This is a genomic window from Streptomyces sp. 3214.6 (assembly GCF_900129855.1).
In the GTDB taxonomy this organism is placed as follows: domain Bacteria; phylum Actinomycetota; class Actinomycetes; order Streptomycetales; family Streptomycetaceae; genus Streptomyces; species Streptomyces soliscabiei.
This window is the reverse complement of record NZ_LT670819.1, coordinates 4,765,874-4,787,764: the sequence shown is the minus strand read 5'-3', so window position 1 is coordinate 4,787,764 and position 21,891 is coordinate 4,765,874. Positions and strand designations below refer to the sequence as shown.

Annotated in this window: 16 protein-coding genes; 5 read left to right on the top strand and 11 right to left on the bottom strand. The window is 73.0% G+C overall.

Annotated features, from left to right (window positions below):
* The first annotated feature begins 11 nt into the window (after positions 1–11).
* The gene (locus B5557_RS21515) at positions 12–488 is read left to right on the top strand and encodes an SRPBCC family protein (RefSeq protein ID WP_079661006.1); all 477 of its coding nucleotides are present in this window, start codon (positions 12–14) and stop codon (positions 486–488) included.
* Positions 489–535: 47 nt separating this feature from the next.
* On the opposite strand, the gene B5557_RS21510 is transcribed toward B5557_RS21515, so the two are convergent.
* The 9 genes from B5557_RS21510 to B5557_RS21470 all read right to left on the bottom strand — a co-directional run bounded on the left by B5557_RS21510 (position 536) and on the right by B5557_RS21470 (position 12,135).
* Complete coding sequence (locus B5557_RS21510; protein ID WP_079661005.1) at positions 536–2,275, bottom strand: glycoside hydrolase family 15 protein; 1,740 nt, start codon at positions 2,273–2,275, stop codon at positions 536–538.
* A gap of 68 nt (positions 2,276–2,343) precedes the next feature.
* Complete coding sequence (locus B5557_RS21505; protein ID WP_079661004.1) at positions 2,344–3,453, bottom strand: enolase C-terminal domain-like protein; 1,110 nt, start codon at positions 3,451–3,453, stop codon at positions 2,344–2,346.
* Entirely contained in the window at positions 3,450–5,297 is a 1,848-nt protein-coding gene (locus tag B5557_RS21500; RefSeq protein WP_079661003.1) for a thiamine pyrophosphate-requiring protein, read from the bottom strand. Before B5557_RS21500 ends, B5557_RS21505 begins: the two co-directional genes overlap by 4 nt.
* A gap of 108 nt (positions 5,298–5,405) precedes the next feature.
* Positions 5,406–8,453 (bottom strand): FAD-binding and (Fe-S)-binding domain-containing protein, encoded by a 3,048-nt coding sequence (locus B5557_RS21495; RefSeq protein ID WP_079661002.1) that lies wholly within the window; start codon positions 8,451–8,453, stop codon positions 5,406–5,408.
* 26 nt (positions 8,454–8,479) lie between these two features.
* Positions 8,480–9,085: a cysteine hydrolase family protein gene (locus B5557_RS21490; RefSeq protein WP_079664915.1), complete on the bottom strand. Its 606-nt coding sequence runs from the start codon at positions 9,083–9,085 to the stop codon at positions 8,480–8,482.
* Between the two features lie 32 nt (positions 9,086–9,117).
* Positions 9,118–10,074 carry an LLM class F420-dependent oxidoreductase gene (locus B5557_RS21485; RefSeq protein WP_079661001.1) on the bottom strand — a complete coding sequence of 319 codons (957 nt, stop codon included), beginning with the start codon at positions 10,072–10,074 and terminating at the stop codon, positions 9,118–9,120.
* A 102-nt stretch (positions 10,075–10,176) separates the two neighbouring features.
* Positions 10,177–11,253: an iron-containing redox enzyme family protein gene (locus tag B5557_RS21480; RefSeq protein ID WP_079661000.1), complete on the bottom strand. Its 1,077-nt coding sequence runs from the start codon at positions 11,251–11,253 to the stop codon at positions 10,177–10,179.
* The gene (locus B5557_RS21475; RefSeq protein WP_079660999.1) at positions 11,250–11,474 is read right to left on the bottom strand and encodes a CDGSH iron-sulfur domain-containing protein; all 225 of its coding nucleotides are present in this window, start codon (positions 11,472–11,474) and stop codon (positions 11,250–11,252) included. Before B5557_RS21475 ends, B5557_RS21480 begins: the two co-directional genes overlap by 4 nt.
* Positions 11,458–12,135, bottom strand: coding sequence for a HemK2/MTQ2 family protein methyltransferase (locus B5557_RS21470; RefSeq protein ID WP_079660998.1), 678 nt, complete (start codon positions 12,133–12,135; stop codon positions 11,458–11,460). The genes B5557_RS21475 and B5557_RS21470 overlap by 17 nt, the downstream gene beginning before the upstream one ends.
* Before the next feature lie 193 nt (positions 12,136–12,328).
* Between B5557_RS21470 and B5557_RS21465 the strand changes: the two genes are divergently transcribed.
* Together B5557_RS21465 and B5557_RS21460 are read left to right on the top strand one after the other, a co-directional pair.
* Complete coding sequence (locus tag B5557_RS21465) at positions 12,329–13,405, top strand: ATP-binding cassette domain-containing protein (protein WP_079660997.1); 1,077 nt, start codon at positions 12,329–12,331, stop codon at positions 13,403–13,405.
* On the top strand, positions 13,402–14,196 hold the full coding sequence (locus B5557_RS21460; protein ID WP_079660996.1) for an ABC transporter permease: 795 nt from the start codon (positions 13,402–13,404) through the stop codon (positions 14,194–14,196). The genes B5557_RS21465 and B5557_RS21460 overlap by 4 nt, the downstream gene beginning before the upstream one ends.
* On the opposite strand, the gene B5557_RS21455 is transcribed toward B5557_RS21460, so the two are convergent.
* Positions 14,174–17,410 (bottom strand): ATP-binding protein, encoded by a 3,237-nt coding sequence (locus B5557_RS21455; protein ID WP_079660995.1) that lies wholly within the window; start codon positions 17,408–17,410, stop codon positions 14,174–14,176. The two genes, B5557_RS21460 and B5557_RS21455, sit on opposite strands and share 23 nt — an antisense overlap.
* Before the next feature lie 217 nt (positions 17,411–17,627).
* Between B5557_RS21455 and B5557_RS21450 the strand changes: the two genes are divergently transcribed.
* On the top strand, positions 17,628–18,980 hold the full coding sequence (locus tag B5557_RS21450; RefSeq protein WP_173877712.1) for a hypothetical protein: 1,353 nt from the start codon (positions 17,628–17,630) through the stop codon (positions 18,978–18,980).
* 53 nt (positions 18,981–19,033) lie between these two features.
* On the opposite strand, the gene B5557_RS21445 is transcribed toward B5557_RS21450, so the two are convergent.
* Positions 19,034–20,050 carry a zinc-dependent alcohol dehydrogenase family protein gene (locus B5557_RS21445; RefSeq protein ID WP_079660993.1) on the bottom strand — a complete coding sequence of 339 codons (1,017 nt, stop codon included), beginning with the start codon at positions 20,048–20,050 and terminating at the stop codon, positions 19,034–19,036.
* Positions 20,051–20,328: 278 nt separating this feature from the next.
* Between B5557_RS21445 and B5557_RS21440 the strand changes: the two genes are divergently transcribed.
* Complete coding sequence (locus tag B5557_RS21440; protein ID WP_231975990.1) at positions 20,329–21,786, top strand: alpha/beta hydrolase; 1,458 nt, start codon at positions 20,329–20,331, stop codon at positions 21,784–21,786.
* The last annotated feature ends 105 nt before the right edge of the window (positions 21,787–21,891 follow it).

The window sequence follows — 21,891 nt, the reverse complement described above, 5'->3', positions numbered from 1 at the left end:
AGGAGGAGACCATGAGCACGGTGAAGGAAGCAGTGGACGTCGAGGTCCCCGTCCACACCGCCTACAACCAGTGGACGCAGTTCGAGGAGTTCCCGAAGTTCATGGAGGGCGTCGAGGAGGTGCGGCAGCTCGACGACCGGCACAACCACTGGACGACCAGGATCGGCGGGGTGCGACGCGAGTTCGACACCGAGATCGTCGACCAGTTGCCGGACGACCGGATCACCTGGCGGGTCGTCGAGGGCGACACCCGGCAACGGGGATCGGTCCGGTTCGAGCGGCTGGACGACACCCACACCCGCGTGGAGCTCACCATGGATGTCGAGCCCACCGGCATGGCCGAGAAGGGCGCGGACGCGCTCGGCGTGATCGACCGCCGGGTCAAGGGAGATCTGCACCGCTTCAAGGACTACATCGAACAGCGCGGCGGAGAGACCGGCGCCTGGCGCGGACGTATCCGGCCCGGGGACCCCGGCCCCGTCCTCTGACACCGGATGACACCGGAGCCGTCGCCCGGAGCTGACGCCGGAGGGGGTCAGCTCCGGGTGAGGCCGGCGGCCGTCTCCAGCAGCAGGGCGTGGACGAAGGCCTGCGGGAGGTTGCCGCGCAGTCGCCGCTGGGCGATGTCGAACTCCTCGGCGTACAGACCGGACGCCCCGCAGGCGCCGCGGCCACGTTCGAACCAGCGGTGGGCGTCGACCGCGCGGCCCTGCTGGTGTTCGGCCAGCGCCATGACGAACCCGCACAGCAGGAACGCTCCCTCGGCCTCTTCCAGGGGGCGTTCGTCATGGCGGAAGCGGTAGAGGAAGTGGTCCTCGGCCAGCCGGTCGCGGCAGGCGGCGAGGGTGGCTCGGGTGCGGGGATCGTCGGCGGGCACGGCGCCGCGGACGGCGGGCAGCAGCAGGGCCGCGTCGACCGACGGGTCGTCCGGGGCGCGCTGCCAGTGGCCGTCGGGGTGCACGCAGTGGGCGGACGCGGCGGCGAGCAGCGTGCCGGCGAGCCGGACGCAGGTGTCGGCGAGGGGATGGCGGGGCGCAGCGGCGGCCAGGGCGCGCAGCCCGGCGACGCAGGTGAGGCGGCTGTGGGTCCACTGCCGGGCGTCCAGCTCCCAGATCCCGGCGTCCGGTTCACGCCACCGTTCGGCGATGGCGCGTACCGCCAGTTCGGCGGCCTTCCAGGCGTCGGCGTCCAGCCGGTCCGCGCGCTCGGCGGCGGCGAACAGCAGCAGCGCCTCCCCGAAGCAGTCCAGCTGGAACTGGTCCGACACATGGTTGCCGACCAGGCTGAAGCCGCCGGGATAGCCGGGCAGGTCCAGCTCCCGCTGCCCCGGCACCGCGTTGCCGTGCACGGTGTAGGCGGGGGCCAGGCGCGTCCCGTCGGCGGCGAGCCGCGCGCTGACGAACCGGACGGCCGCGTCGAGCAGGTCGGGCGCGCCGGCGGCGGCCGCCGCCTGGCCGGCGTAGCTCTGGTCGCGGATCCACACGTACCGGTAGTCGTAGTTGCGGCCGGCTTCCGCGCGTTCGGGGAGGCTGGTGGTGGCCGAGGCGACCATGCCGCCGCCGTGGCTGGTCAGCCCCCGCAGCACGGCGTACGCGCGCCGGGCGTCGCCGACGGCGATGGTGTCCTTCAGCGGGGGTACCGCCGCACGCCAGGCCCGCTCGGTCGCGGCCCATGCCTCCTCGGCCCGGGGGAGGTGACGGGGCAGCGGGGAGACGGAGCACTCCAGGACGAGGTCACGGGTGTCGCCGGGCCTGAGCAGCAGGTCGGCGGTCAGGCCCGCCGCGTCGGCGGTGGCTTCCCGGGCGCCCTGCCAGCGCAGCCGGTGGTGGCCCGAGGTGAGGTGCCAGACGCCGTCCTCACCGCGGTGCGGGGACGACGTCGGGGCGCGGCCGTAGTCGCCGTGCGGGTCGAGGACGACGCGGACGCGGGCCGGTGCGTCGACGGCGCTGAGGCGCCGCAGCAGGATCAGCCGGTTGGCCTCGCCGGGGAAGGCGAGGGCGTCCCGGCACTCGACGACGCCGTCGGTGGTGACCCAGCGGCTGCGCCAGATCAGCGTGCCCTCCTCGTAGTAGCCGCCGGGGACGTAACGGCCGCGCGGGGTGACGGCGTAGCCGCCGCGGCCGCCGATCAGGGAGGCGAAGACGGCGTCGTCGTGCCAGGTCGGGGCGCACAGCCAGTTCACGGCTCCGTCGGGCCCGACGAGAGCGCCGCGCTCGCCGTCGGCGAGCAGCGCGTAGTCATGCTGCGCGTGCGGCGGGAAGGACGTGGACTTCACAAGTGTCGCTGCCTCCTGCTGTCGGTGTTCCGGTGGGCAGGGCTTTCCGTGGTCGGTGTTCGCTGGTGTCAGGCCGCCCGGTAGGGCTCCGCTCGCTGGGTGGCGAGGGTGAGGCCGAGGCCGGGGGCGGCGTCGGTGCCGGGGGTGAGGGCGCCGCCGTCGGGGGTGAGGGTGCCGTCGAAGAGGATGCGCTCGATGCGGACGTGGTCGTGGAACCACTCCAGGTGGCGCAGGTTGGGCACCGCGGCGGCGGCGTGCGCGTGGGCGTGCGGGGCGCAGTGCCCGGAGATCTCGAGGCCGCGGGCCTGGGCGAGAGCGGCGGCGCGCAGCCAGACGGTGAGGCCGCCGCAGCGGGTGGCGTCTGCCTGGAGGCAGTCCACGGCTCCGGCGGCGAGCATGTGCTCGAAGTAGGGCAGGGTGTAGCCGTACTCGCCGGCCGTCACGTCCTGGGGGACCTGGGCGCGGATCGCGGCGAGGGTGGTCAGGTGGTCGGAGGAGACGGGCTCCTCGAACCAGGTCACGCCCTCGTCGGCGAGCGCCCGGCCCACCCGTACGGCCTGCTTGGCGCCGTAGCCGCCGTTGGCGTCGACGTAGAGCTCGGTGTCGTCGCCGATGACGGCGCGGGCCCGGGCGACGCGCCGCCGGTCGCGGTCCTCGCGGGTTCCCCACGACTCCGCGATCTTGATCTTGACGCGGGGGATGCCGTCCTCCTCGGCCCAGCCGCGCAGTTGCCGTTCCTGCCGGTCGTCGTCGTAGGTGGTGAAGCCGCCGCTGCCGTAGACCGGCACCTCGTCGCGGGCCGCGCCCAGCAGGCGGACGAGGGGCAGGCCGAGCAGACGCGCCTTGCAGTCCCACAGCGCGATGTCCACGGCGGCGATGGCCTGTGCGGCCACGCCGGGCAGGCCGGCGTTGCGGACCGCGCGGTGCATGGCCTCGTTCATGCGCGGCACGTCGAGCGCGGGGGAGCCGGTGACGACGCCGGCGAGCAGGTCGTCGACGATGCGCGCCGTCGCCGCGGGCGCGTAGGTGTAGCCGAGGCCGGTGACGCCCGCCGAGTCGACGGTCGCCAGGACCAGGGTCGTGCTGTCCCAGGCGAGGGTGCCGTCCGCCTCGGGGGCGTCGGTGGGAACGGTGAAGACGGCGGTGCCCACCTGTTCCACGGCCGGGGTGTCGCTCATGTGTCGTCCTGTGCGCCGGGCCGGTCCGTGCGGTGGCGGTGGCCGGGCAGGAACTCCTGCACCTTGGCCTTGAAGCCCTGGCGGACCATGTCCGCGCGGTCGCTGTCGCCCTTGAGGATCGAGGTCGCCGCGGCCTCGATCTGGTCGAGGGTGGCGTGCGGCGGGATCGGCGGCACGGCCGGGTCGGTCACGAAGTCCAGGACGCAGGGCCGGTCGGCGGCCAGCGCGGCCTCCCACGCGCCGACGACGTCGCCGGGCTTCTCGACCCGGATGCCGTCGAGTCCGAACAGGCGGGCGACGTCGGCGTAGGCGATGTCGGGGATCGACTGGGAGGGCAGGAACTGCGGGGCGCCCTCCATGGCGCGCATCTCCCAGGTGACCTGGTTGAGGTCCCGGTTGTTCAGCACCGCCACGACGAGCCGCGGGTCCTCCCACTCCCGGTAGTACTTGGCGATGGTGATCAGCTCGGCCATGCCGTTCATCTGCATCGCCCCGTCGCCGACGAGGGCGATCGCGGGGCGGTCGCCGTGCGCGAACTTGGCGCCGATCGCGTACGGCACCCCGGGCCCCATGGTGGCGAGCGTGCCGGACAGCGAGCCGCGCATGGCGCCGCGCAGCTTCAGGTGCCGGGCGTACCAGTTGGCGGCGGAGCCGGAGTCGGAGGACAGCATCGCGTTCTCCGGCAGCAGTTCGTTCAGCGCGTGGACGACGTACTCGGGGTTGACCGGGTCGGCGTCGACGGCGGCGCGCCGCTGCATGACCTCCCACCAGCGGGCGGTGTCCTTCTCGATCTTCTTGCGCCAGCTCTCGTCCTTCGCCCCCGCCTTCGCCCCGCCCTTCCCCGCGTCGAGGAGCGGCAGCAGGCGGGTCAGTGTCTCGCGGGCGTCGCCGACGAGGTTGACCTCGAAGGGGTAGCGCAGGCCGACCATGTGCGGGTCGATGTCGATCTGCACGGCCCGCGCCTGCCCGAACTCCGGCAGGAACTGGGTGTAGGGGAAGGACGAGCCGATGACGAGGAGGGTGTCGCAGCCGGTCATCAGCTCGTACGACGGCCGGGTGCCCAGCAGGCCGATGGAGCCGGTGACGTACGGCAGGTCGTCGTCCAGGGCGTCCTTGCCGAGCAGTGCCTTGGCCACGCCGGCGCCGAGCCGGTCGGCGACCGCCATGACCTCCTGACGGGCCCCGCGGGCGCCCTGCCCGACCAGGACGGCGACCTTCTCGCCCGCGTTGAGGACCTCGGCGGCCCGCGTGAGGTCCTCGTCGGCCGGCACGGGCGCGTAGTGCGGCATGCCGAGGCTGGAGGGGACCATTTTGAAGGCGTGTCCCGGCGGCGAGTAGTCGAGTTCCTGCACGTCGGCGGGGATGATCACGGCCGTGACCGAGCGGCGGGCCATCGCGGTGCGCATCGCCCGGTCCAGCACGTTGGGCAGTTGCTCGGGGACGGTGACCATCTCGCAGAAGTCGGAGGCGACGTCCTTGTACAGGCTCACCAGGTCGACTTCCTGCTGGTAGGAGCCGCCCATGGCGCTGCGGTTGGTCTGCCCGACGATCGCGACGACGGGCACGTGGTCGAGCTTGGCGTCGTACAGGCCGTTGAGGAGGTGGATGGCGCCGGGCCCGGAGGTGGCGGCGCAGACGCCGACCTTGCCGGAGAACTTGGCGTAGCCGACCGCTTCGAAGGCCGACATCTCCTCGTGGCGGGACTGGATGAACCGGGGGTTGTCGTCGGCGCGGCCCCAGGCCGCGAGGAGGGCGTTGATGCCGTCGCCGGGGTAGGCGAAGACATACTCCACTCCCCACTCGCGCAGGCGCTCGAGAATGTGGTCGGAGACCTTCTGCGACATGTTCGAAGACCTTTCCGGGTTGCGGTCGGGACGTTCTGGGCGGTCGGGACGGTCGGGACGGTCGGGGCGTTCGCCAGGGGCACGCGGGCGCGACGGGCGGGACGGGCGCTAGGGGCGGTGCAGGGAGCGCAGGGCGGCTCGGCCGGCCACGGTCGCGGCGGCCGACGTGAGGGCGGCGGCGCCCGCGGTGGTCGCCCAGCGGGCCGCGCGGGAGGGCGGGTCGGGGCGTACGGCCAGGCGTTCGGGACGCTCGCCCGGGAGCGGGCCGTCCAGGCCGAGGGCCAGCGCTTCGGCCAGGTGCAGGGCCCGCCGTCCGGTGCCGCCCTGTTCGATCTGGGTACGGCAGCTGAAGCCGTCGGCGAGCAGCAGACTGTCGGGGGCCGCCGCGCGGACGGCGGGCAGGACGCCCTGCTCGGCGACGGCCATGGAGATCTCGTGGTGGCCGCGTTCGAAGCCGAAGTTCCCGGCGAGGCCGCAGCAGCCCTCGTCGAGGACGTCGGCGTTCAGGTGGGCGCGGCGCATCAGCTCGCGGTCGGCGTCGAACTTCATGATCGCGTGCTGGTGGCAGTGGGTCTGCACGGTCGCGTGGCGGGCCAGCTGAGGGGGGTGCCAGTCGGCGGGCGCGTGCTGGACGAGGTGTTCGGCGAAGGTGCGGACCTGCCCGGCCAGCCGCTGCACGTCCTGGTCGGCGGGCATCAGCTCGGGGGCGTCGGAGCGGAAGACTGCGGTGCAGGACGGTTCGAGGCCGATGACGGGGGTGCCCGCCTCCAGATAGGGCCGCAGGACGTGCAGGGTGCGGCTCAGCACCTTGCGCGCGACGGGCAGTTGGCCGGTGGAGATCCAGGTCAGGCCGCAGCACACCGGCTCGGTGGGCACGGCGACGCGGAAGCCGGCGTCCTCCAGGACGCGTACGGCCGCGACGGCGATCGAGGGGTGGAAGTAGGAGGTGAAGGTGTCGGGCCACAGCACGACCGTGCGGGGGTCCGCCGGGTCGGGCTCCTCGGCGTAGGCGTGCCGCTGCCACCACTGCGGGAACGAGCGACGGGCGAACACGGGCGCCTGCCGGGCCTCGTCCACACCGGCCAGCCGTTTGCCCGCCCGCTCCAGTCCGGGCGCCTGCAATGCGCTGTTGACCAGCCCCGGGGCGAACCGGGACAGGCGCGCCCAGAGGGGGAGCCAGCCCATGGAGTAGTGGGCGGCCGGGCGCATCCGGCCCTCGAAGTGGTGGGAGAGGAACTCCGCCTTGAGGGTGGCCATGTCGACGCCGGTCGGACAGTCCGACTTGCAGCCCTTGCAGGCCAGACACAGATCGAGCGCGTCGTGCACCTCGGTGGAGCGCCAGCCGTTCGTGACGGCCGAGTCGGCGTGCCCGTCGAGCATCTCGAACAGCAGCCGGGCCCGGCCGCGGGTGGAGTGCTCCTCCTCCCTGGTGGCCCGGTAGGAGGGGCACATGACGCCGCCGGAGTGGCCGCGGCAGTTGCCGATGCCGACGCAGCGCATCACCGCCCGGTTGAAGGAGTGGTCGTCCTCGGGGAAGTCGAAGTGCGTCGCGGGAGTCGCCGGTCGCCAGGAGGGTCCGAGGCGCAGCTGCCCGTCGACCGGATTGGGGTGGACGACCTTGCCCGGGTTCATCCGGTTCCCGGGGTCGAACAGCGCCTTCAGCTCGCCGAACGCGCCCACCAGTCGCTCGCCGAACATACGGGTGAGCAGCTCGCCCCGGGACTGCCCGTCGCCGTGCTCGCCCGACAGGGAGCCGCCGTAGGAGGCGACGAGGTCGGCGGCCCGCTCCACGAAGCGCCGGAAGTGGGCCACGCCGTCGGCGGTCCGCAGCCCGAACGGGATGCGGGTGTGGACGCAGCCCTGCCCGAAGTGCCCGTACAGCGACGGGTGGTCGTAGTCGAACTCCCCGAACAGTTTCTTCAGGTCCCGCAGATAGTCGCCGAGCCGTTCGGGCGGGACGGCGGAGTCCTCCCAGCCCTCCCAGGTCTCCCGGTCGTCGGGCGGGCGGGCGGTGACCCCGAGCCCGGCCTCGCGGGCCTTGAGCATCCGCTGCTCACGCTCGGGGTCGTCGGAGAACGCGACGTCGGTGTCCTTCTCGGTCCGGTCGAGGGCGCGCAGCAGGGCGTGCGCCTGTTCGTCGACGGCGTCCTGGCTGTCGCCGCCGAACTGCAGCATCAGCCAACTGTCGCCGTCCGGCAGCGCGTTGAGGGAGGTCAGATAGGCGCCCTCCTCGCGCATCAGCTGGGCCATCCGCCCGTCCAGGGCCTCCAGCTGTCCGGGGTCGCAGTGCTCCAGCAGTCGGGGGACGTCGTCGGCGGCGGCGCAGATGTCGTCGTAGCCGAGGACCAGCAGCGACTGGTACGCGGGCACCGGCACCAGGTCGAGCTCGGCGTGCAGGACGGTCACCAGGGTGCCCTCGCTGCCGACCAGCGCCCTGGCCACGTCGAAGCCGTTCTCGGGCAGCAGGGAGTCGAGGTTGTAGCCGGAGACCCGGCGGGGGATCTTCGGGTAGCCGCGCCGGATGTCGGGGAGGTACTCGGCGACGAGGCCGTCCAGCCCGGCGTACAGCTCGGCGCGGCGGCCGCCCTCGGCGGCGATCCGCGCCCGTTCGGCCTTCGACGTCGGACCGACCCACATGCGGGCGCCGTCGTAGGTGAGCACCTCCAGGCGGCGCACGTTGTCGACGGTCTTGCCGTACGCCTGCGCGGACGCGCCGCACGAGTTGTTGCCGATCATGCCGCCCAGGGCGCAGTGGCTGTGCGTCGAGGGCTTCGGCCCGAACTGGAGTCTGTGGTCCGACAGCCGCCCGTTGAGCGCGTCCAGCACGATGCCCGGCTCGACCACGCAGGTCCGGGCGTCGGGATCGACGGCGACCAGTCTGTCGCAGTACTTGCTCCAGTCGACGACCACCGCCGTGTTCGTCGACTGGCCCGCGAGGCTCGTGCCGCCGCCCCGCGACAGGACCGGGGCGTCGAAACGGGCGCACACCTGCACGGCCCGCGCCGCCGCCTCCACCGAGCGCGGCACCACGACGCCGATCGGCACCTGCCGGTAGTTGGATCCGTCGGTGGCGTACGCGCCCCTGCTGCCCGCGTCGAACCTGACCTCGGCGTCCACCTCCGCGGCCAGTGCCGCGGCCAGTCCGTTGCGACTCATCAGAGGAAACCGCCTTCCCGCGGACGCTACTGCCGCTCCCGGGTACCCGGCCTGGAGGACTGCAAGAGTGCGTTTTCCGAGAAGTCGATCTCCTTCGCGGTGGTGATCCGGGCGTCCATGTTGCGCTCCATCATTTCCAGGGCGGCGGATCCCAGCCCGGGATGGATGGAGGCCACGGCGTCCCTGGGGATCGTGACCCCCAGGTGGCGGATGTGCGCGTCCAGGGCGGAGTACAGGACACACTGCTCGGTGACCTGGCCGCTCAGCACCACGTCCTCGACGCCCAGGCGCCACAGGAGATAGGCCAGGGGCGTCTCGTGGAAGACGGAATGGCGGGCCTTCACCACGAACAGCGACGCGTCGTCGGGGCGGATCGGCTCGATCAGGTCGGCGTGCGGCCGGGACAGCGCGGCGGCCACGAGTTCACCGTGGTGGGAGCGCCACAGCCCGAAGTTGTCGTTCGCGTAGATCACCGGCACGTCCGCCTCGCGGGCCCGGGCGATCAGCTCCGCCAGGACGGGCACGATCCGCCGGACGGACGGCACGAGGAGCTCGGCGTCCTCGTGCTCGTATGTGTTGATCATGTCGATCACGACGAGAGCGAGCCCCGTCGCGTCCTCGGGCTGCTCCACCACGGCTCACCGCCCATCCGGCGTCGGTGTGGTCATTCGCGCAGACGCGGCAGGATCTTCGTGCGGTAGAAGTCGAAGAAGCTCTGCTGGTCCTTGCCGATCTGGTTGACGTACACGGTGTCGAAGCCCGCGTCGACGAACGCGGTCAGGGCCTCGACGTGGGCGTCCGGATCGTCGCCGCACGGCACGGCGGCCGCCACCTGCTCCTCGGTGACAAGTTCGGACGCCTGTTCGAAATGGCGCGGGGTCGGCAGGAGCTGTGGGAGCTCTCCCGGCAGCTGCTCGTTGGCCCACAGCCGGTGGGCGGTGCGCAGCGCCTCCTGCCGGTCCGTGCCCCAGCACACCTTGAGCCCGCCGTACACCGGCTTGGTGCCGCCGCCACTGCGACGGAAACGCTCGACCAGGGCGGGGTCCGGCATCATCGTGATCAGCCCGTCGCCGATGCGGGCCGCGACCTCGGCGGCCTGCGGCCCGAAGGCGGACACGTCGATCGGCACCGGCTCGTCGGGCAGGGTGTACAGCCGGGCGTTCTCCACGGTGTAGTGCTTGCCCCGGTGGCTCGTCTGCTCGCCGGTGAACAGTTGCCGGATGATCTGGAGCGCCTCCTCCAGCATCTCCAGACGCACCGGCGCCTCGGGCCACTGCGTGCCCAGGATGTGCTCGTTGAGCGCCTCGCCGGTGCCCACCCCCAGCCGGAAACGACCGCCCAACTGGACCGCGCTGGTGGCGGCCGCCTGGGCGATCACGGCGGGATGGGTGCGTACGAGGGGACAGGTCACCGCCGTCTCGACGGGCAGCGAGACAGCCTGCGAAAGGGCGCCGATCACCGTCCACACGAACGGACTCTGGCCCTGCCGGTCGTTCCACGGGTGGTAATGGTCCGAGATCCAGAGGGAGTCGAAGCCCGCCTGCTCGGCCATCCGGGCCTGCTCGACGAGCTCTGCCGGGCCGTGCTCCTCGCACGACAGGAAGTATCCGAACTCGGGCATCTTCTCTCCCAGGTGGAGCGTGTGTGCGGTGACGTGTGGGGGTGCGGTGACGGCTGGACGGTGCCGGGAACGCGCTGCCGAGTACCCGGCGGCCGGGGCGGCCTAACGCAGCGCCGTGGCGCCCGCGCGCCAGGCGCCGAGCAGCCTGTCCGCCAGGCGGTCGTCGAGATGGGCGGTCGCGCGGATCCCGAACACCACGTCGGCGTCCAGGTGCGGTTCGTCCTCCAGCAGCCCGCCGACGACGTCGTGCCGGACGACCTGTTCGTGCACGGCGTCCGCCTCCACGTGCTCGGCGTAGAACCGCACGGCCGCCGGGCCCGCGCCCACCCGGCGCAGCGCCTCGGCGAGGCGGCGCGAGGCCGGCGACGAGGTCACCTCCACGGCGGCGAAGTGTCCGACGAGCGCCGCGCGCAGCGCCCGGTGCAGACCGAACAGGGACATCAGGTTGACGGTGGCGAGCGCCTGGGCCGGCGTCACGTCGACGTAGTGCCCGTACGTCGCGTCGAGCCGCAGGTCCTCCATGAGGTCGGCGAACAACCGCGCGTGGATCCTCTCGGCGCGGCCCCCGCCGAACTCGTCGAACTCCACGGCGACCATGGCCGCCTTGGCCCGCCCGTGGAGCCGGGGGAGGACCCAGGCGTGCGGGTCCGCTTCCTTGAGGTGGTACAGCGAGCGCAGCGCCGCGTACTCACGCAGCTGGTCGAGGCTGCCCTCGTCCCGCAGGAAGTGGGAGACGCTGCCGGGGGCGTCGCCGACCGGTTCGAGCTGGAGTTCGTCGAGCGCCTGCACGGCGCTCACCGGGTGGCCGGTGCCGTCGTCCATGGGGACGTCCCTGCGCAGTGCGGCCAGGAAACGGTCCTCGATCGCGGCGCGGCAGGCCAGCAGCGCGCTGTCCCACTCAAGGCTGTCGGGGACGTCCTGGAAGCCCTGGTAGTGCAGCTCGTAGAGGACGTAGAGGGCGAGCTGCAGGTCGTCGCCGTAGACGGGACAGTCTACGGGCGACGGCAGGGGGCAGGGCGGGCTGCCGGGGGCCGGTCCCCGCAGCAGGGCCGTCACCGCGGCGGAGAGCGGGCCGCGCGGCTCGGGCAGCGGCGGCGGCCGGAGCCGGAGCTGATCGCGGGGACGGGGAGAGGAAGAGGGCGAGGGCGAGGGCGGAAGCGAGGGCCGGGAGACGGTCATGCGGCGTCGCCCTCTTCCGCCCGGCAGCGGCGCCGATGGCTGGTGTCGCACCAGGGGTAGATGCGGCTGCGGCGACAGGTGCAGACCGCCACGGCGAAGCGGTCCGACACCGTCACCTCGCCTCGCTCGTCCACCACCTCGACCGGCCCCTCGATCAGCAGGGGCCCGTCGCGCTGGACGCGGACACGGACGCGGCGGGGGCGTTCAGGGGTGTGCGGCACGGATCACCACCAGCTCCTCCGTCGTCCCGTCGGCCGTCAGCCCCTGCTCGCGCAGCCAGGCGAGCCGTGACCGCAGCACCCGGCCGAAGGGCAGCCTGGCCCGGTCGACGACCTCCGCGCGCAGCCCCGCCTTCTCCAGACGGGCCAGCGTGGCGTCGATGCCGCACAGGTGCGAGTGCACGATCAGCAGCGTCCCCGTCGGACGCAGCACCGTCGGCGCGGTGTCGCAGATGCGGTCGATCAGCAGGCGGCCGTCTCGGCCGGCGTCCCACGCCCTGGCGGGGCCCCGGGGCGCCGCGGCGCCCGGAGCGGGCACATAGGGCGGGTTGGCGGTCACCAGGTCGAAACGGCGGCCGGGCACGGCCGTCGCGAGGTCGCCGTGGCGCACCCGCAGGGACTGTCTGTTCAGCAGGGCGTTCAGCCAGGCCGCGGCGATCGCCCGCCAGGAGATGTCGACCGCGGTGACCCGGCCGCCGAGCCGGGCCGCCTCCACCGCGAGCAGTCCGCTTCCGGTGCCGAGATCCAGCACGTCCGTCTCGCCCGTGATCCTCTCGCGGCGCAACGCACGCTCCAGGAGCCGCGTGTCGGCCTGCGGAGGATAGACGCCCCGGGGGACCCAGCAGCGGAGCCGTGGTGCGGCGGCGAGTGAGTCGGCCGTCATGGTGGGCGCCTGTGCCTTCCTCCGGAACGTGCTGCTGAGCCGGCAGCGCCCCACGAGTACCCAGGGACGGCAGACGTAACGACGCCCAGGGCGAGGAGGCGGCCGCGGCCGGTTTCAGCGCTCCGAGCCGTCCCCGGGGGACTGAAACCCGACTGAAGCCGGTCTGAACCGCTCCGCCCGCAAGCTCTGCGGCATGACTTCGACGCACAACGAACCCGCGATCGCGGCCACCGGGCTGCGGAAGGCCTACGGGGACAAGACCGTCCTCGACGGCATTGACATCCAGGTGCCCGCCGGCACGATCTTCTCCCTCCTCGGTCCGAACGGCGCCGGCAAGACCACAGTGGTCAACATCCTCTCGACGCTGATCTCCGCCGACGCCGGACAGGCGCGGATCGCCGGCCACGACGTCACCGGCGAGGCCCAGGCCGTGCGCGCCGCCATCGGCGTCACCGGCCAGTTCTCCGCCGTGGACGGGCTGATCACCGGCGAGGAGAACATGCTCCTGATGGCCGACCTGCACCACCTCTCCAGGAGCGAGGGGCGACGGGTGACCGCCGAACTGCTGGAGCGGTTCGACCTGGTGGAGGCGGCGAAGAAGCCCGCCTCCACCTACTCCGGCGGCATGAAGCGCCGCCTCGACATCGCGATGACCCTGGTCGGCAGCCCGCGGATCATCTTCCTCGACGAGCCCACCACCGGCCTCGACCCCCGCTCCCGGCACACCATGTGGCAGATCATCCGCGAGCTGGTCTCCGGCGGCGTCACCGTCTTCCTCACCACCCAGTACCTGGAGGAGGCCGACCAGCTTGCCGACCGCATCGCGGTGCTCAACGGCGGCAGGATCGTCGCCGAGGGCAGCGCCGAGGAGCTCAAGCGGCTCGTCCCCGGCGGGCATGTGCGGCTGCGCTTCTCCGACCCGGACGCGTACGGCCGCGCCGCGACCGCGCTGCGCGAGACGACCCTCCCCCACGCTCGGCTTCGCTTGCGCGGGGGGACCCCCATCGACGAGGCGCTCACCCTGCAGATCCCCAGCGACGGCAGCCAGCGCGAACTGCGCGCCATCCTCGACTGGCTCGACTCCGCCGGCATCGAGGCCGACGAGCTGTCCGTGCACACCCCCGACCTGGACGACGTCTTCTTCGCCCTGACCGGCACCCTCGGCACGGCCACCGCCACCGACCCCGCCGAGGCGACCGCCAAGCAGACCGGCGAGAAGACCGCCAAGCAGACCGCAGGCAAGACCGCCGAAAAGGAGATCGCCCGATGAGCACCCCGTCGTACGCCCTTCGCGACAACCTGACCATGCTGCGGCGCAACCTCCTGCACGCCCGCCGCTACCCCTCCCTCACCCTGAACCTCCTGCTCACCCCGGTCATCCTGCTGCTGCTGTTCGTCTACGTCTTCGGCAACGTGATGAGCGCCGGCATCAACGGCGGTCACGCCGACCGTGCCGACTACGTCGCCTATCTCGTCCCCGGCATCCTCCTGCTGACGGTGGCCATGACCTCGCTCGGCACCGCGGTGGCCGTGTGCACCGACATGACCGAGGGCATCATGGCCCGGTTCCGCACCATGGCGATCTCCCGGGCCTCCGTGCTGATCGGGCATGTGATCGGCAGCGTCATCCAGACGATGATGGCTCTGGTGCTGGTCCTGGGCATCGGACTGGCCATCGGGTTCCGGCCCGACGCGTCCGCGGTGGAGTGGATCGCGGCGGCCGCCCTGATGGCCCTGGTCAGCCTCGCCATGACCTGGATCGCGGTCGGTATCGGTCTGATCAGTCCCAACGCCGAGGGGGCCAGCAACATCGGCACGCCGCTGGTGATGCTGCCGTTCCTGTCCAGCGCGTTCGTGCCGGTGGACGCCATGCCCGGCTGGTTCCGCTGGTTCGCCGAGTACCAGCCGTTCTCGCCCCTCATCGAGACCCTGCGCGGACTGCTGCTGGGCAGCGGGATCGGCGCCAGGAACGCGGTGCTGGCCGTCGGATGGTGCGTGGGGCTTTCGGTGCTGGGCTACCTGTGGTCCAAGGCGAAGTTCAACCGTGAGCCGCGGCACTGAGCTCGCGCAGTGCGGCCGCCCGCAGCTCCTCCCGTCTCAGGGTGGCGTACGTCGACCTCGCGTCGTCGTAGGCCGCCCTGTCGGCCTTTTCGGCAGCCTCCCGGGCCCTGGTCGTGGACAGGGTGGGGAACTCCCGGATCGCGGGCATCCGCTCCGCCAGCGCCAGCAGCCGTACGGCCGCCGGGTCGCCCAGGGCCAGCCCGGTGAAGCCGAGCGCCAGCAACACCGTTCCGTACACGGGCAGTTCCGCCGGGGAGTCGTCCTCGGAGGAGCCGCCCAGCATCCCCAGCAGCCGCTGCCGCAGCTGTTCGGCCAGCTCGGCCACCGGCTCCAGCCGGCCGCACTGCGCGTGCGCCGCCAGCGCGGCCGACTGGATCTCCAGCGACCACGGATCCACGAACGGATCGTCGGCGTACAGCAGGCTGCCCTGCCGGATCCGCTCCGCCGCCTGGCGCCACAGCCCGAGCCCGACCTCGGTCAGGCCGCGGGCCAGTGCGATCTCCGCGCGGGCCGGCAGTTCGGAGCTGAAGGCCTCGGCGGCCTCCGGCTGCTGTTCCAGGGCGGCGAGGCCCAGCCAGTACTCCGCCTCGTCGACGTCCCCGCGCTGCAGACAGGCGAGCACCAGCCCCCAGCGCACGCCGATCGCGTCCGACCAGTCGCCGACCTCGTCGAGCGCGCCCAGCGCGGCCCGCAGATGGTCGTACGCCTCCGCGCCCCGCGCGGACTTCAGGCACAGCTCGCTGATCCGCCCATGGCTGAGCAGCCGCATGGCCGGATTCCCGAGCGGCCCCATCGCGTCGAGCATCCGGCGGGCGCACGCCAGCGCCCGTTCCGTCTCGTGCTCGGCCTCCCACACATAACTGGCGACGCCCGCCGCCATGCCCGCCAGCATGGGCGCCTCGGCGTCGCAGAGTTCCTGCAGCCGCGTGTACTGCGGCGGATGTATCTCGGGGAAGGCGCCCAGCACGACGGCCAGCGCCCGCGCGAGCGTGTCCGGCGGGGCGGGCGGCAGCCGGCGCAGCGTGACGAGATGGCGTACGGCGTGGGGGCCGCGGCCCATGAAGAGGCTGGCCGTGCACACCACCGCCGCACTACGGGCCGCCTCGACGTCCGCCAGGTACTCGGAGTCGTCCGGGTTCTCGGAGTCGTCCGGGTTCTCGGGGTCGTCCGGGTTCTCGGGACCGGGACGGAAATGGGACAGCGGTCCACCGGTGTCGTCGGCGAGGGCGGCGAGGCGGGCGTAGTTGGAGCCGGTGGCCCACAACGAGCCCAGCGTCGCGGTGACCGCCGCCGTGGTGGGGCCGTCGGCGCGGGCCAGCGCGTACCGCAGGGCCAGGACGAGGTTGTCCTGCTCGGCCCGGATGCCGGTCCACGGGCGCGGCGGGCCGCCGCCGAACAGCACGTCGTGGTGCGCCCGCCCGAAGTCCCGGGCCCACAGGAGGAACCGGCCGGTCACCGCCTCCTCCTCGCCGGCCTCGGCACGCCGGGCGGCACTGAACTCCCGCAGCGTCTCCAACATGTGGAACCGCACCCCGGAAGGCCCCGCGGAAGGCCCCGCGGAGGGACCCGCGGAAGGGCTTTCGCCCACCTTGACCAGGGACTGGCCCGCCAGCTGTTCCAGCAGCGTCAGCGCGTCCGCGTTCTCGCCGAGCACGCACTGCGCCGAGTCCTCGGTGAAGCCCCCGGGAAACACCGACAACGCCCGCAGCGCGGCCTGACCGTCGGCCTCCAGCAGATTCCAGCTCCACTCGACGACGGCCCGCAGGGTGCGGTGCCGCTCGGGCGCGTCGCGGGCGCCGCCGCGCAGCAGCGCGAAGCGGTCCCGCAGCCGGCGCGAGATGTCGGCCACGGAGAGCACCCGGACCCGGGCCGCGGCGAGTTCGACGGCCAGCGGCAGCCCGTCCAGGTGGCGGCAGATCTCGGCCACCTCGGCGGCCGGCAGGTCCACCCCGGGCCTGGCGGCCCGCGCCCGCTGCACGAACAGCTCCACCGACGTCGCCGGCGAAAGTTCCGGCAGGGCGTACACCGACTCCGAGGTCAGCCCCAGCGGAGCCCGGCTGGTGGCCAGGATCCGCAGCTCCTTCGACCGCGACACCAGCGCCTGTACGAGATCCGCCGCGCCGGCGATCACCTGCTCGCAGTTGTCCAGCACCAGCAGCGCGGGCCCGGCGCCCAGCGCGGCGACGATGCCGCCGGCCACGTCCCCGCCCCCGGCGAACCGCCCGGTCTCCCCGGCGCCGACGGCCGAGGCCACTTCGTTGGCGACGTCCTCGTCGGCGACGACACCGGCCAGGGTGACGAAATGCACCACGGGCTGCACGGCCGCCCGGCTCACCGCGTGCGAGAGCCGGGTCTTGCCCAGCCCGCCGGGGCCGACGACCGTGACCACCCGCGCCTCGCGCAGCAGCCCGCCCACGGCGGCGACGTCGGCGTCCCGCCCCAGCAGCGGGTTCGGCTCGTGCGGCACCCCGTGCCGGGTGGGCGGCGCGTCCGCGCGCAGCAACTCCTGGTACAGGGACCTGAGCCCGGGCCCCGGGTCGGCCCCCAGCTCGTCGCGCAGCCTTCGGCGGTAGGCGTCGTACCGGGTCAGTGCCGCGGGCCGCCCCGTGGTCGCGGCCTCGCACCGCAGCAGCTCCGCCAGCACCTCCTCGTCCCGCGGCAGCTCCCGGACCAGCTCGGCCAGCGGCGCCGCGGCCTCCGCCCGCCGCCCCACCCGGGCGAGCGCGAGCGCCCGGGAGCGGGCCAGCGCACGATGAGCCCGGCGGCGGCCGGCGCGCAGCGCCACCACCGGATCGTGCACGTCCTCGCCCGCGCCGGCGCCCACGCTCCCGTCCCACAGCGCCAGGCCCGCCTCGGCCTGCGCCAGGGCGCCCTCGTGGTCCCCGGCCCGCGCCCGCTCGGCGCTCGCCGCCTCGTACGACAACAGCGCGGAGCTGTCGACCTGGGTCTCGTCCAGCGCCAGCCGGTACCCCGTCGGCGTGCTCACGATCAGCTCGGCGCCCAGCTGCGCCCTGAGCCGCGACACCAGGACCTGCACCGCCTTGCCCGGCCGCTCCGGCAGCTCGTCCGGCCACAGCCCCTCCACCAGCAGGCCGGTGCTGCAGCCGGCGTTCAGGTCGGCGGCGAGCAACGCCAGCAGGCCGCGCAGCCGGGGCGCGGTGATCTCCCGCCCACGACAGGCGACTTGGGACAGCAACGCCAACTCGGTGGTCATGCCTGAAGGTTAGCCAGCACCACACCGAGCGCTGCCGCCCGCACGGCGGCGCCGCCCGCACAGCACTGCCGCCTGCGTGCGAGTGATCAAGAAGTCGGTAAGAACCGCTCCTCGCGCGGCTCTCGGCTACAACCTTTCGGCCCGACGCCCCGTCCAAGTCGCGCCCGGTGCCCGTCATCGCGCCGGGGTTTCTTCTGTGTCATCTCTGGGGGATGTCATGAGTTCTGTCTCCGTCGGGCGTGTGCTGCGTCGCGGTGCGTGTGCCGGAGCCGTGGGCGCGCTGGTCGTCGCCGGTCTCGGGAGTGGGCTCGCCGTCGCCGACGACGAGCCGCAGTCCGATCAGCTGTGGATCCAGGCGCCGTACGAGCAGGCGGTCACCGTCGCTCCGGACGGCGGCGCGGCGCAGTACCGGTCGCTGGCGCTCGGCCTCTACCACGACAACGGCAACTTCACCGTGACGGGCGGCCGGCTGACCGTCGACGTGTCCGGACTCGCCGGGGTCGCCGACGTGTCCTGGCCCGACAACTGCACGCCGAACGACGCCGGCACCGTCGCCGTGTGCGACACCGGGGACGTGCCCACCCGCTACAGCGCGCAGGTGCGGCTGAAGGTGCGGGCTGTCGCCGGCGCCGCCGTGGGGGCGCAGGGCGCGATCGAGTACTCCGCCGAGGCCACCGGCGGCCCCGACGGCACGCTCACCGCCCCGCAGGGCTCCGCGGAGACCTTCGTCACCGTCGGCTCCGGCCCGGACCTCGGCATCGGCGTCCCGCAGGACCTCACCGGCGTCGCGCCCGGCACCACCCTCACCGTGCCGTCCTCCATCACCAACACCGGCAACGAGACCGCCCACGGTTTCAGCGTGCAGATGTGGGCGACGTACGGCCTCGACGTCGCCACCCGCTACCCGCAGTGCACCTACACCGGGCCGAACGACGACGGCACCCAGTACCCGTCGATGACGTACGTGACCTGCTCCTTCGACACCGACGTCGCGCCCGGCGCCACCGTCGAACTGCCGCAGCCGCTGCGGCTCGCCGTCACCCGCCACGCGCTGTACGAGCGGTTCGACTACGACGTGGAGCCCGGCGGCGGCGCCACCGACCTCGACAGCTCGGACAACGGCAGGTCCTGGCACATCAACGCCGACAACACCGCCGACTTCGCCGTGCACGGCACGAAGGTGAGCGGCGCGGCCGGTGACACCGTCAGCGCCGGCTTCCGCTTCGTCAACCGCGGCCCGGCCTGGGTCGGCAACGTCGCCTCCGGCGACCCGGTCGCCGTGATCGACTACTACCTGCCGCCGGGCACCACCGCCACGTCCGTGCCCGCGACCTGCCACACCGCCTGGACGTCCGGCGACGACCCGTCCATCGGCCACTACGCCTGCACCCTGCCGACGTGGGCGAAGCCCCGCCTGAAGGTCGACTTCCCGTTCCGGCTGCGCATCGACCGGGTCGTGCCCGACGCGACGGGCCGTGTCACCGTCCACCCGCACTCCGACGCGTCCGTCGGCTTCGACCCGAACCCGAGGAACGACACCGCCGAGGTGATCGTCAACCCGTCCGCCTGACGGGAGCGACGCCCGCGACCGGGCCCAGGTCCGCGACCTGGGCCTTCGGTGTGTCAGGGCTTGAGCAGGGTCTTGATGGCGCGGCGTTCGTCCATCGCCTTGTAGCCCTCGGCGACCTGGTCCAGGGGCAGGGTGAGGTCGAAGACCTTGCCCGGCTCGATCCGGCCGGACAGGACGCGGTCGATGAGGTCGGGCAGGTAGCGGCGGACGGGCGCGGGCCCGCCGCGCAGGCCGACGTGCGAGAAGAACAGTTCCTGGCCGTCGATCGCCACCTCGTGCGGTACGCCGACGAAGCCGACGTTGCCGCCAGGCCGGGTGGAGTGCAGGGCCTGCCGCATGGACTCGGCGGTGCCGACGCACTCCAGCACGGAGTCCGCGCCGATGCCGCCGGTGAGGTCCTTGACGCGGGCGATGCCGTCGTCGCCGCGCTCGGTGACGATGTCGGTGGCGCCGAACTCCAGGGCCAGCTTCTGCCGGGGCTCGTGCCGGGACATGACGATGATCCGCTCGGCGCCGAGTTCCTTGGCGGCGATGACTCCGCACAGGCCGACCGCTCCGTCGCCGACGACGACGGCCGTCGAGCCGGGCTTGACCTCGGCGGCGAGGGCGGCGTACCAGCCGGTGCCCATCACGTCGGAGACGGCGAGCAGGCCGGGGACGAGTTCGCCGGAGGGGTGATCCTCGGTGGCGACGAGGGTGCCGTGGGCGTTGGGGATGCGGACGTAGTCGGCCTGGCAGGTGGACATGAACTCGCGGTGCAGGCAGTTGGACTGCCAGCCGTTGCGGCAGTTCGCGCAGGTGTTGTCCGAGGTGGCGAAGGAGCCGACGACGAACTGTCCCGGCTTGACGTTGTCGACCTCGCCGCCGACCTCCTCGACGATGCCGACGTATTCGTGGCCCATCGGGTGCGGGTCGCCGATGGGTTCCGCGCCGCGGTAGGGCCACAGGTCCGAGCCGCACACACAGGTGGCGACCGTGCGGATGATCGCGTCGGTGGGGCGGCTGATCGTCGGGTCGTCCAGGGTCTCGAAGCGCACGTCGCGGGGGGCGTGGATGACTGCTCCGCGCATGATGGTGGTTCCTTCACTGCGAGAAGGGTTCTGGCGGCCGCGGCCAGGGGGCGTGAACAGCGGCTCTCCCTCGAGCCTCACACGCGTGAACGCGCGCGGAAAGCGGAGGAAGTCCTCCGGGGAGGAAACATCCGAGGGCTGAGGTTGGGCATTCTCTTGACGGTCGCAAGAATTCAGCCCTACGTTCCTGGATGTCTTCGTCGTTCAGTGCACTGAGCATCGGCTCCGGCCAAGCCGCGGGCCGAGTCCGCCCCCCACTCGCCCGAGGAGCGCCCCCCATGCCCGCCAGCATCCGCCTCCGCAGCCCCGGCACCCCCCACACTCCCAGCACCCCCCACACGCCCGGATCGCCCCGCACCCGCACCCGCCCCCGTCTGCGCATCGCCCTGGCCGCCCTGACCACGCTGGCGTCCGCCGTGCTCACCGCGCTCCCGGCGCAGGTCGCCGCCCACGCGGACTCCTCGGTCGACGGCCACCTCACCGGCACCCTCGCCGACGGCGCCACCTGGATCGCGGACGTCCCCGAGCAGTGGAACGGCACCCTGCTGCTGTTCAGCCACGGCTTCGGCCCCACCGTCGCCAGGAACGCCCCCACCGACGCCGTACGCACCGCGCTGCTCGCCGAGGGCTATGCGATGGCCGGGTCGTCGTACGACCCCAACGGCTCGATGTGGGCCCTGAACAGCGCCGAGCGGGACCAGTTCGCCACGCTCGACGCCGTCGCCGCGAAGATCGGCAAGCCGCGGCGCACGCTGGCCATGGGCCAGTCCATGGGCGGACTCGTCAACGCGCAGATCGCCCGGGACGGCGGCGGGCGCATCGACGGCGCGCTCGGCCAGTGCGGCCTGGTCGCGGGCGCCACCGACCTCGACAACTACCAGCTCGACGCCGAGTACGCGATCGCCCGCCTGCTGCTGCCCGGCCAGGACGTGAAACTGGTGCGGTTCGGCACCGCCGCCGAGGCCTCCGCCACCGCCGACCTGCTCACCAAGGCGGTCACCGCCGCCCAGAGCAGCCCGCAGGGCCGGGCCAGGATCGCCCTGGCCGCCGCCTTCCTCAACCTGCCCGCCTGGGCGCCCGGCCAGGCCCGGCCCGCCGCGACCGACTGGGCGGGTCAGCAGGAGCAGCAGTACGCGTGGTTCGCGCAGGGCATCCTGACGTTCGTGGAGGGCGGCCGGTACGCCGTCGAGCAGTCCGTCGGCGGCAACAACTCCTGGAACCGGGGCGTCGACTACGCCGACCTGCTCGCCGGTTCCGCGCACGCACCCCGGGTTCGCGCCCTCTACCGGGCGGCCGGCCTCGACCTGCGCGGCGACCTGCGCACACTGACCGAGGGCGCCACGATCACCGCCGACCCCGCCGCCGTCAGCGCCGCCCGGCGGAATTCCTCCGCGGGCCAGGGCCTGGACGTGCCGTTGCTCGACATCCACACCACCGCCGACAACCTGGTTCCCGTGGAACAGGAGCACCGCTTCGCCACCCGCGTGCGAGCCTCCGGCGACGGGGCGCTGCTGCGCCAGGCGTACGTCGAACGACAGGGCCACTGCACCTTCACCACCGCCGAGACGGTGGCCGCCCTGCACGCCCTGGAACACCGGGTCACCACAGGGCGCTGGGACGACGCCGCGAGCCCGGCCGCGCTCCAGCGCGCCGCCACCGCCCTCGACCTGGACGGCGCGGCATATGTCCCCTACCGCCCCGCCCCGCTGACGGTCGCCCGCGGTCGCGCGCAGTGAACCGATGATCGTTGTTTCCCGTCCTTACGGGCACGGCTCGACTGCCGATAGCATGTTCGACCTTGCGACGAACACCCCCGCCCGTCCCTCACCAGAAAGCCATGC

Excerpts from the sequence above, each read along its gene's own strand:
- B5557_RS21515 (WP_079661006.1), top strand. The coding sequence starts at position 12 with ATGAGCACGGTGAAGGAAGCAGTGGACGTCGAGGTCCCCGTCCACACC.
- B5557_RS21505 (WP_079661004.1), bottom strand. The coding sequence starts at position 3,453 with ATGAGCGACACCCCGGCCGTGGAACAGGTGGGCACCGCCGTCTTCACC.
- B5557_RS21500 (WP_079661003.1), bottom strand. The coding sequence starts at position 5,297 with ATGTCGCAGAAGGTCTCCGACCACATTCTCGAGCGCCTGCGCGAGTGG.
- B5557_RS21495 (WP_079661002.1), bottom strand. The coding sequence starts at position 8,453 with ATGAGTCGCAACGGACTGGCCGCGGCACTGGCCGCGGAGGTGGACGCC.
- B5557_RS21485 (WP_079661001.1), bottom strand. The coding sequence starts at position 10,074 with ATGCCCGAGTTCGGATACTTCCTGTCGTGCGAGGAGCACGGCCCGGCA.
- B5557_RS21480 (WP_079661000.1), bottom strand. The coding sequence starts at position 11,253 with ATGACCGTCTCCCGGCCCTCGCTTCCGCCCTCGCCCTCGCCCTCTTCC.
- B5557_RS21470 (WP_079660998.1), bottom strand. The coding sequence starts at position 12,135 with ATGACGGCCGACTCACTCGCCGCCGCACCACGGCTCCGCTGCTGGGTC.
- B5557_RS21465 (WP_079660997.1), top strand. The coding sequence starts at position 12,329 with ATGACTTCGACGCACAACGAACCCGCGATCGCGGCCACCGGGCTGCGG.
- B5557_RS21460 (WP_079660996.1), top strand. The coding sequence starts at position 13,402 with ATGAGCACCCCGTCGTACGCCCTTCGCGACAACCTGACCATGCTGCGG.
- B5557_RS21455 (WP_079660995.1), bottom strand. The coding sequence starts at position 17,410 with ATGACCACCGAGTTGGCGTTGCTGTCCCAAGTCGCCTGTCGTGGGCGG.
- B5557_RS21450 (WP_173877712.1), top strand. The coding sequence starts at position 17,628 with ATGAGTTCTGTCTCCGTCGGGCGTGTGCTGCGTCGCGGTGCGTGTGCC.
- B5557_RS21445 (WP_079660993.1), bottom strand. The coding sequence starts at position 20,050 with ATGCGCGGAGCAGTCATCCACGCCCCCCGCGACGTGCGCTTCGAGACC.
- B5557_RS21440 (WP_231975990.1), top strand. The coding sequence starts at position 20,329 with ATGCCCGCCAGCATCCGCCTCCGCAGCCCCGGCACCCCCCACACTCCC.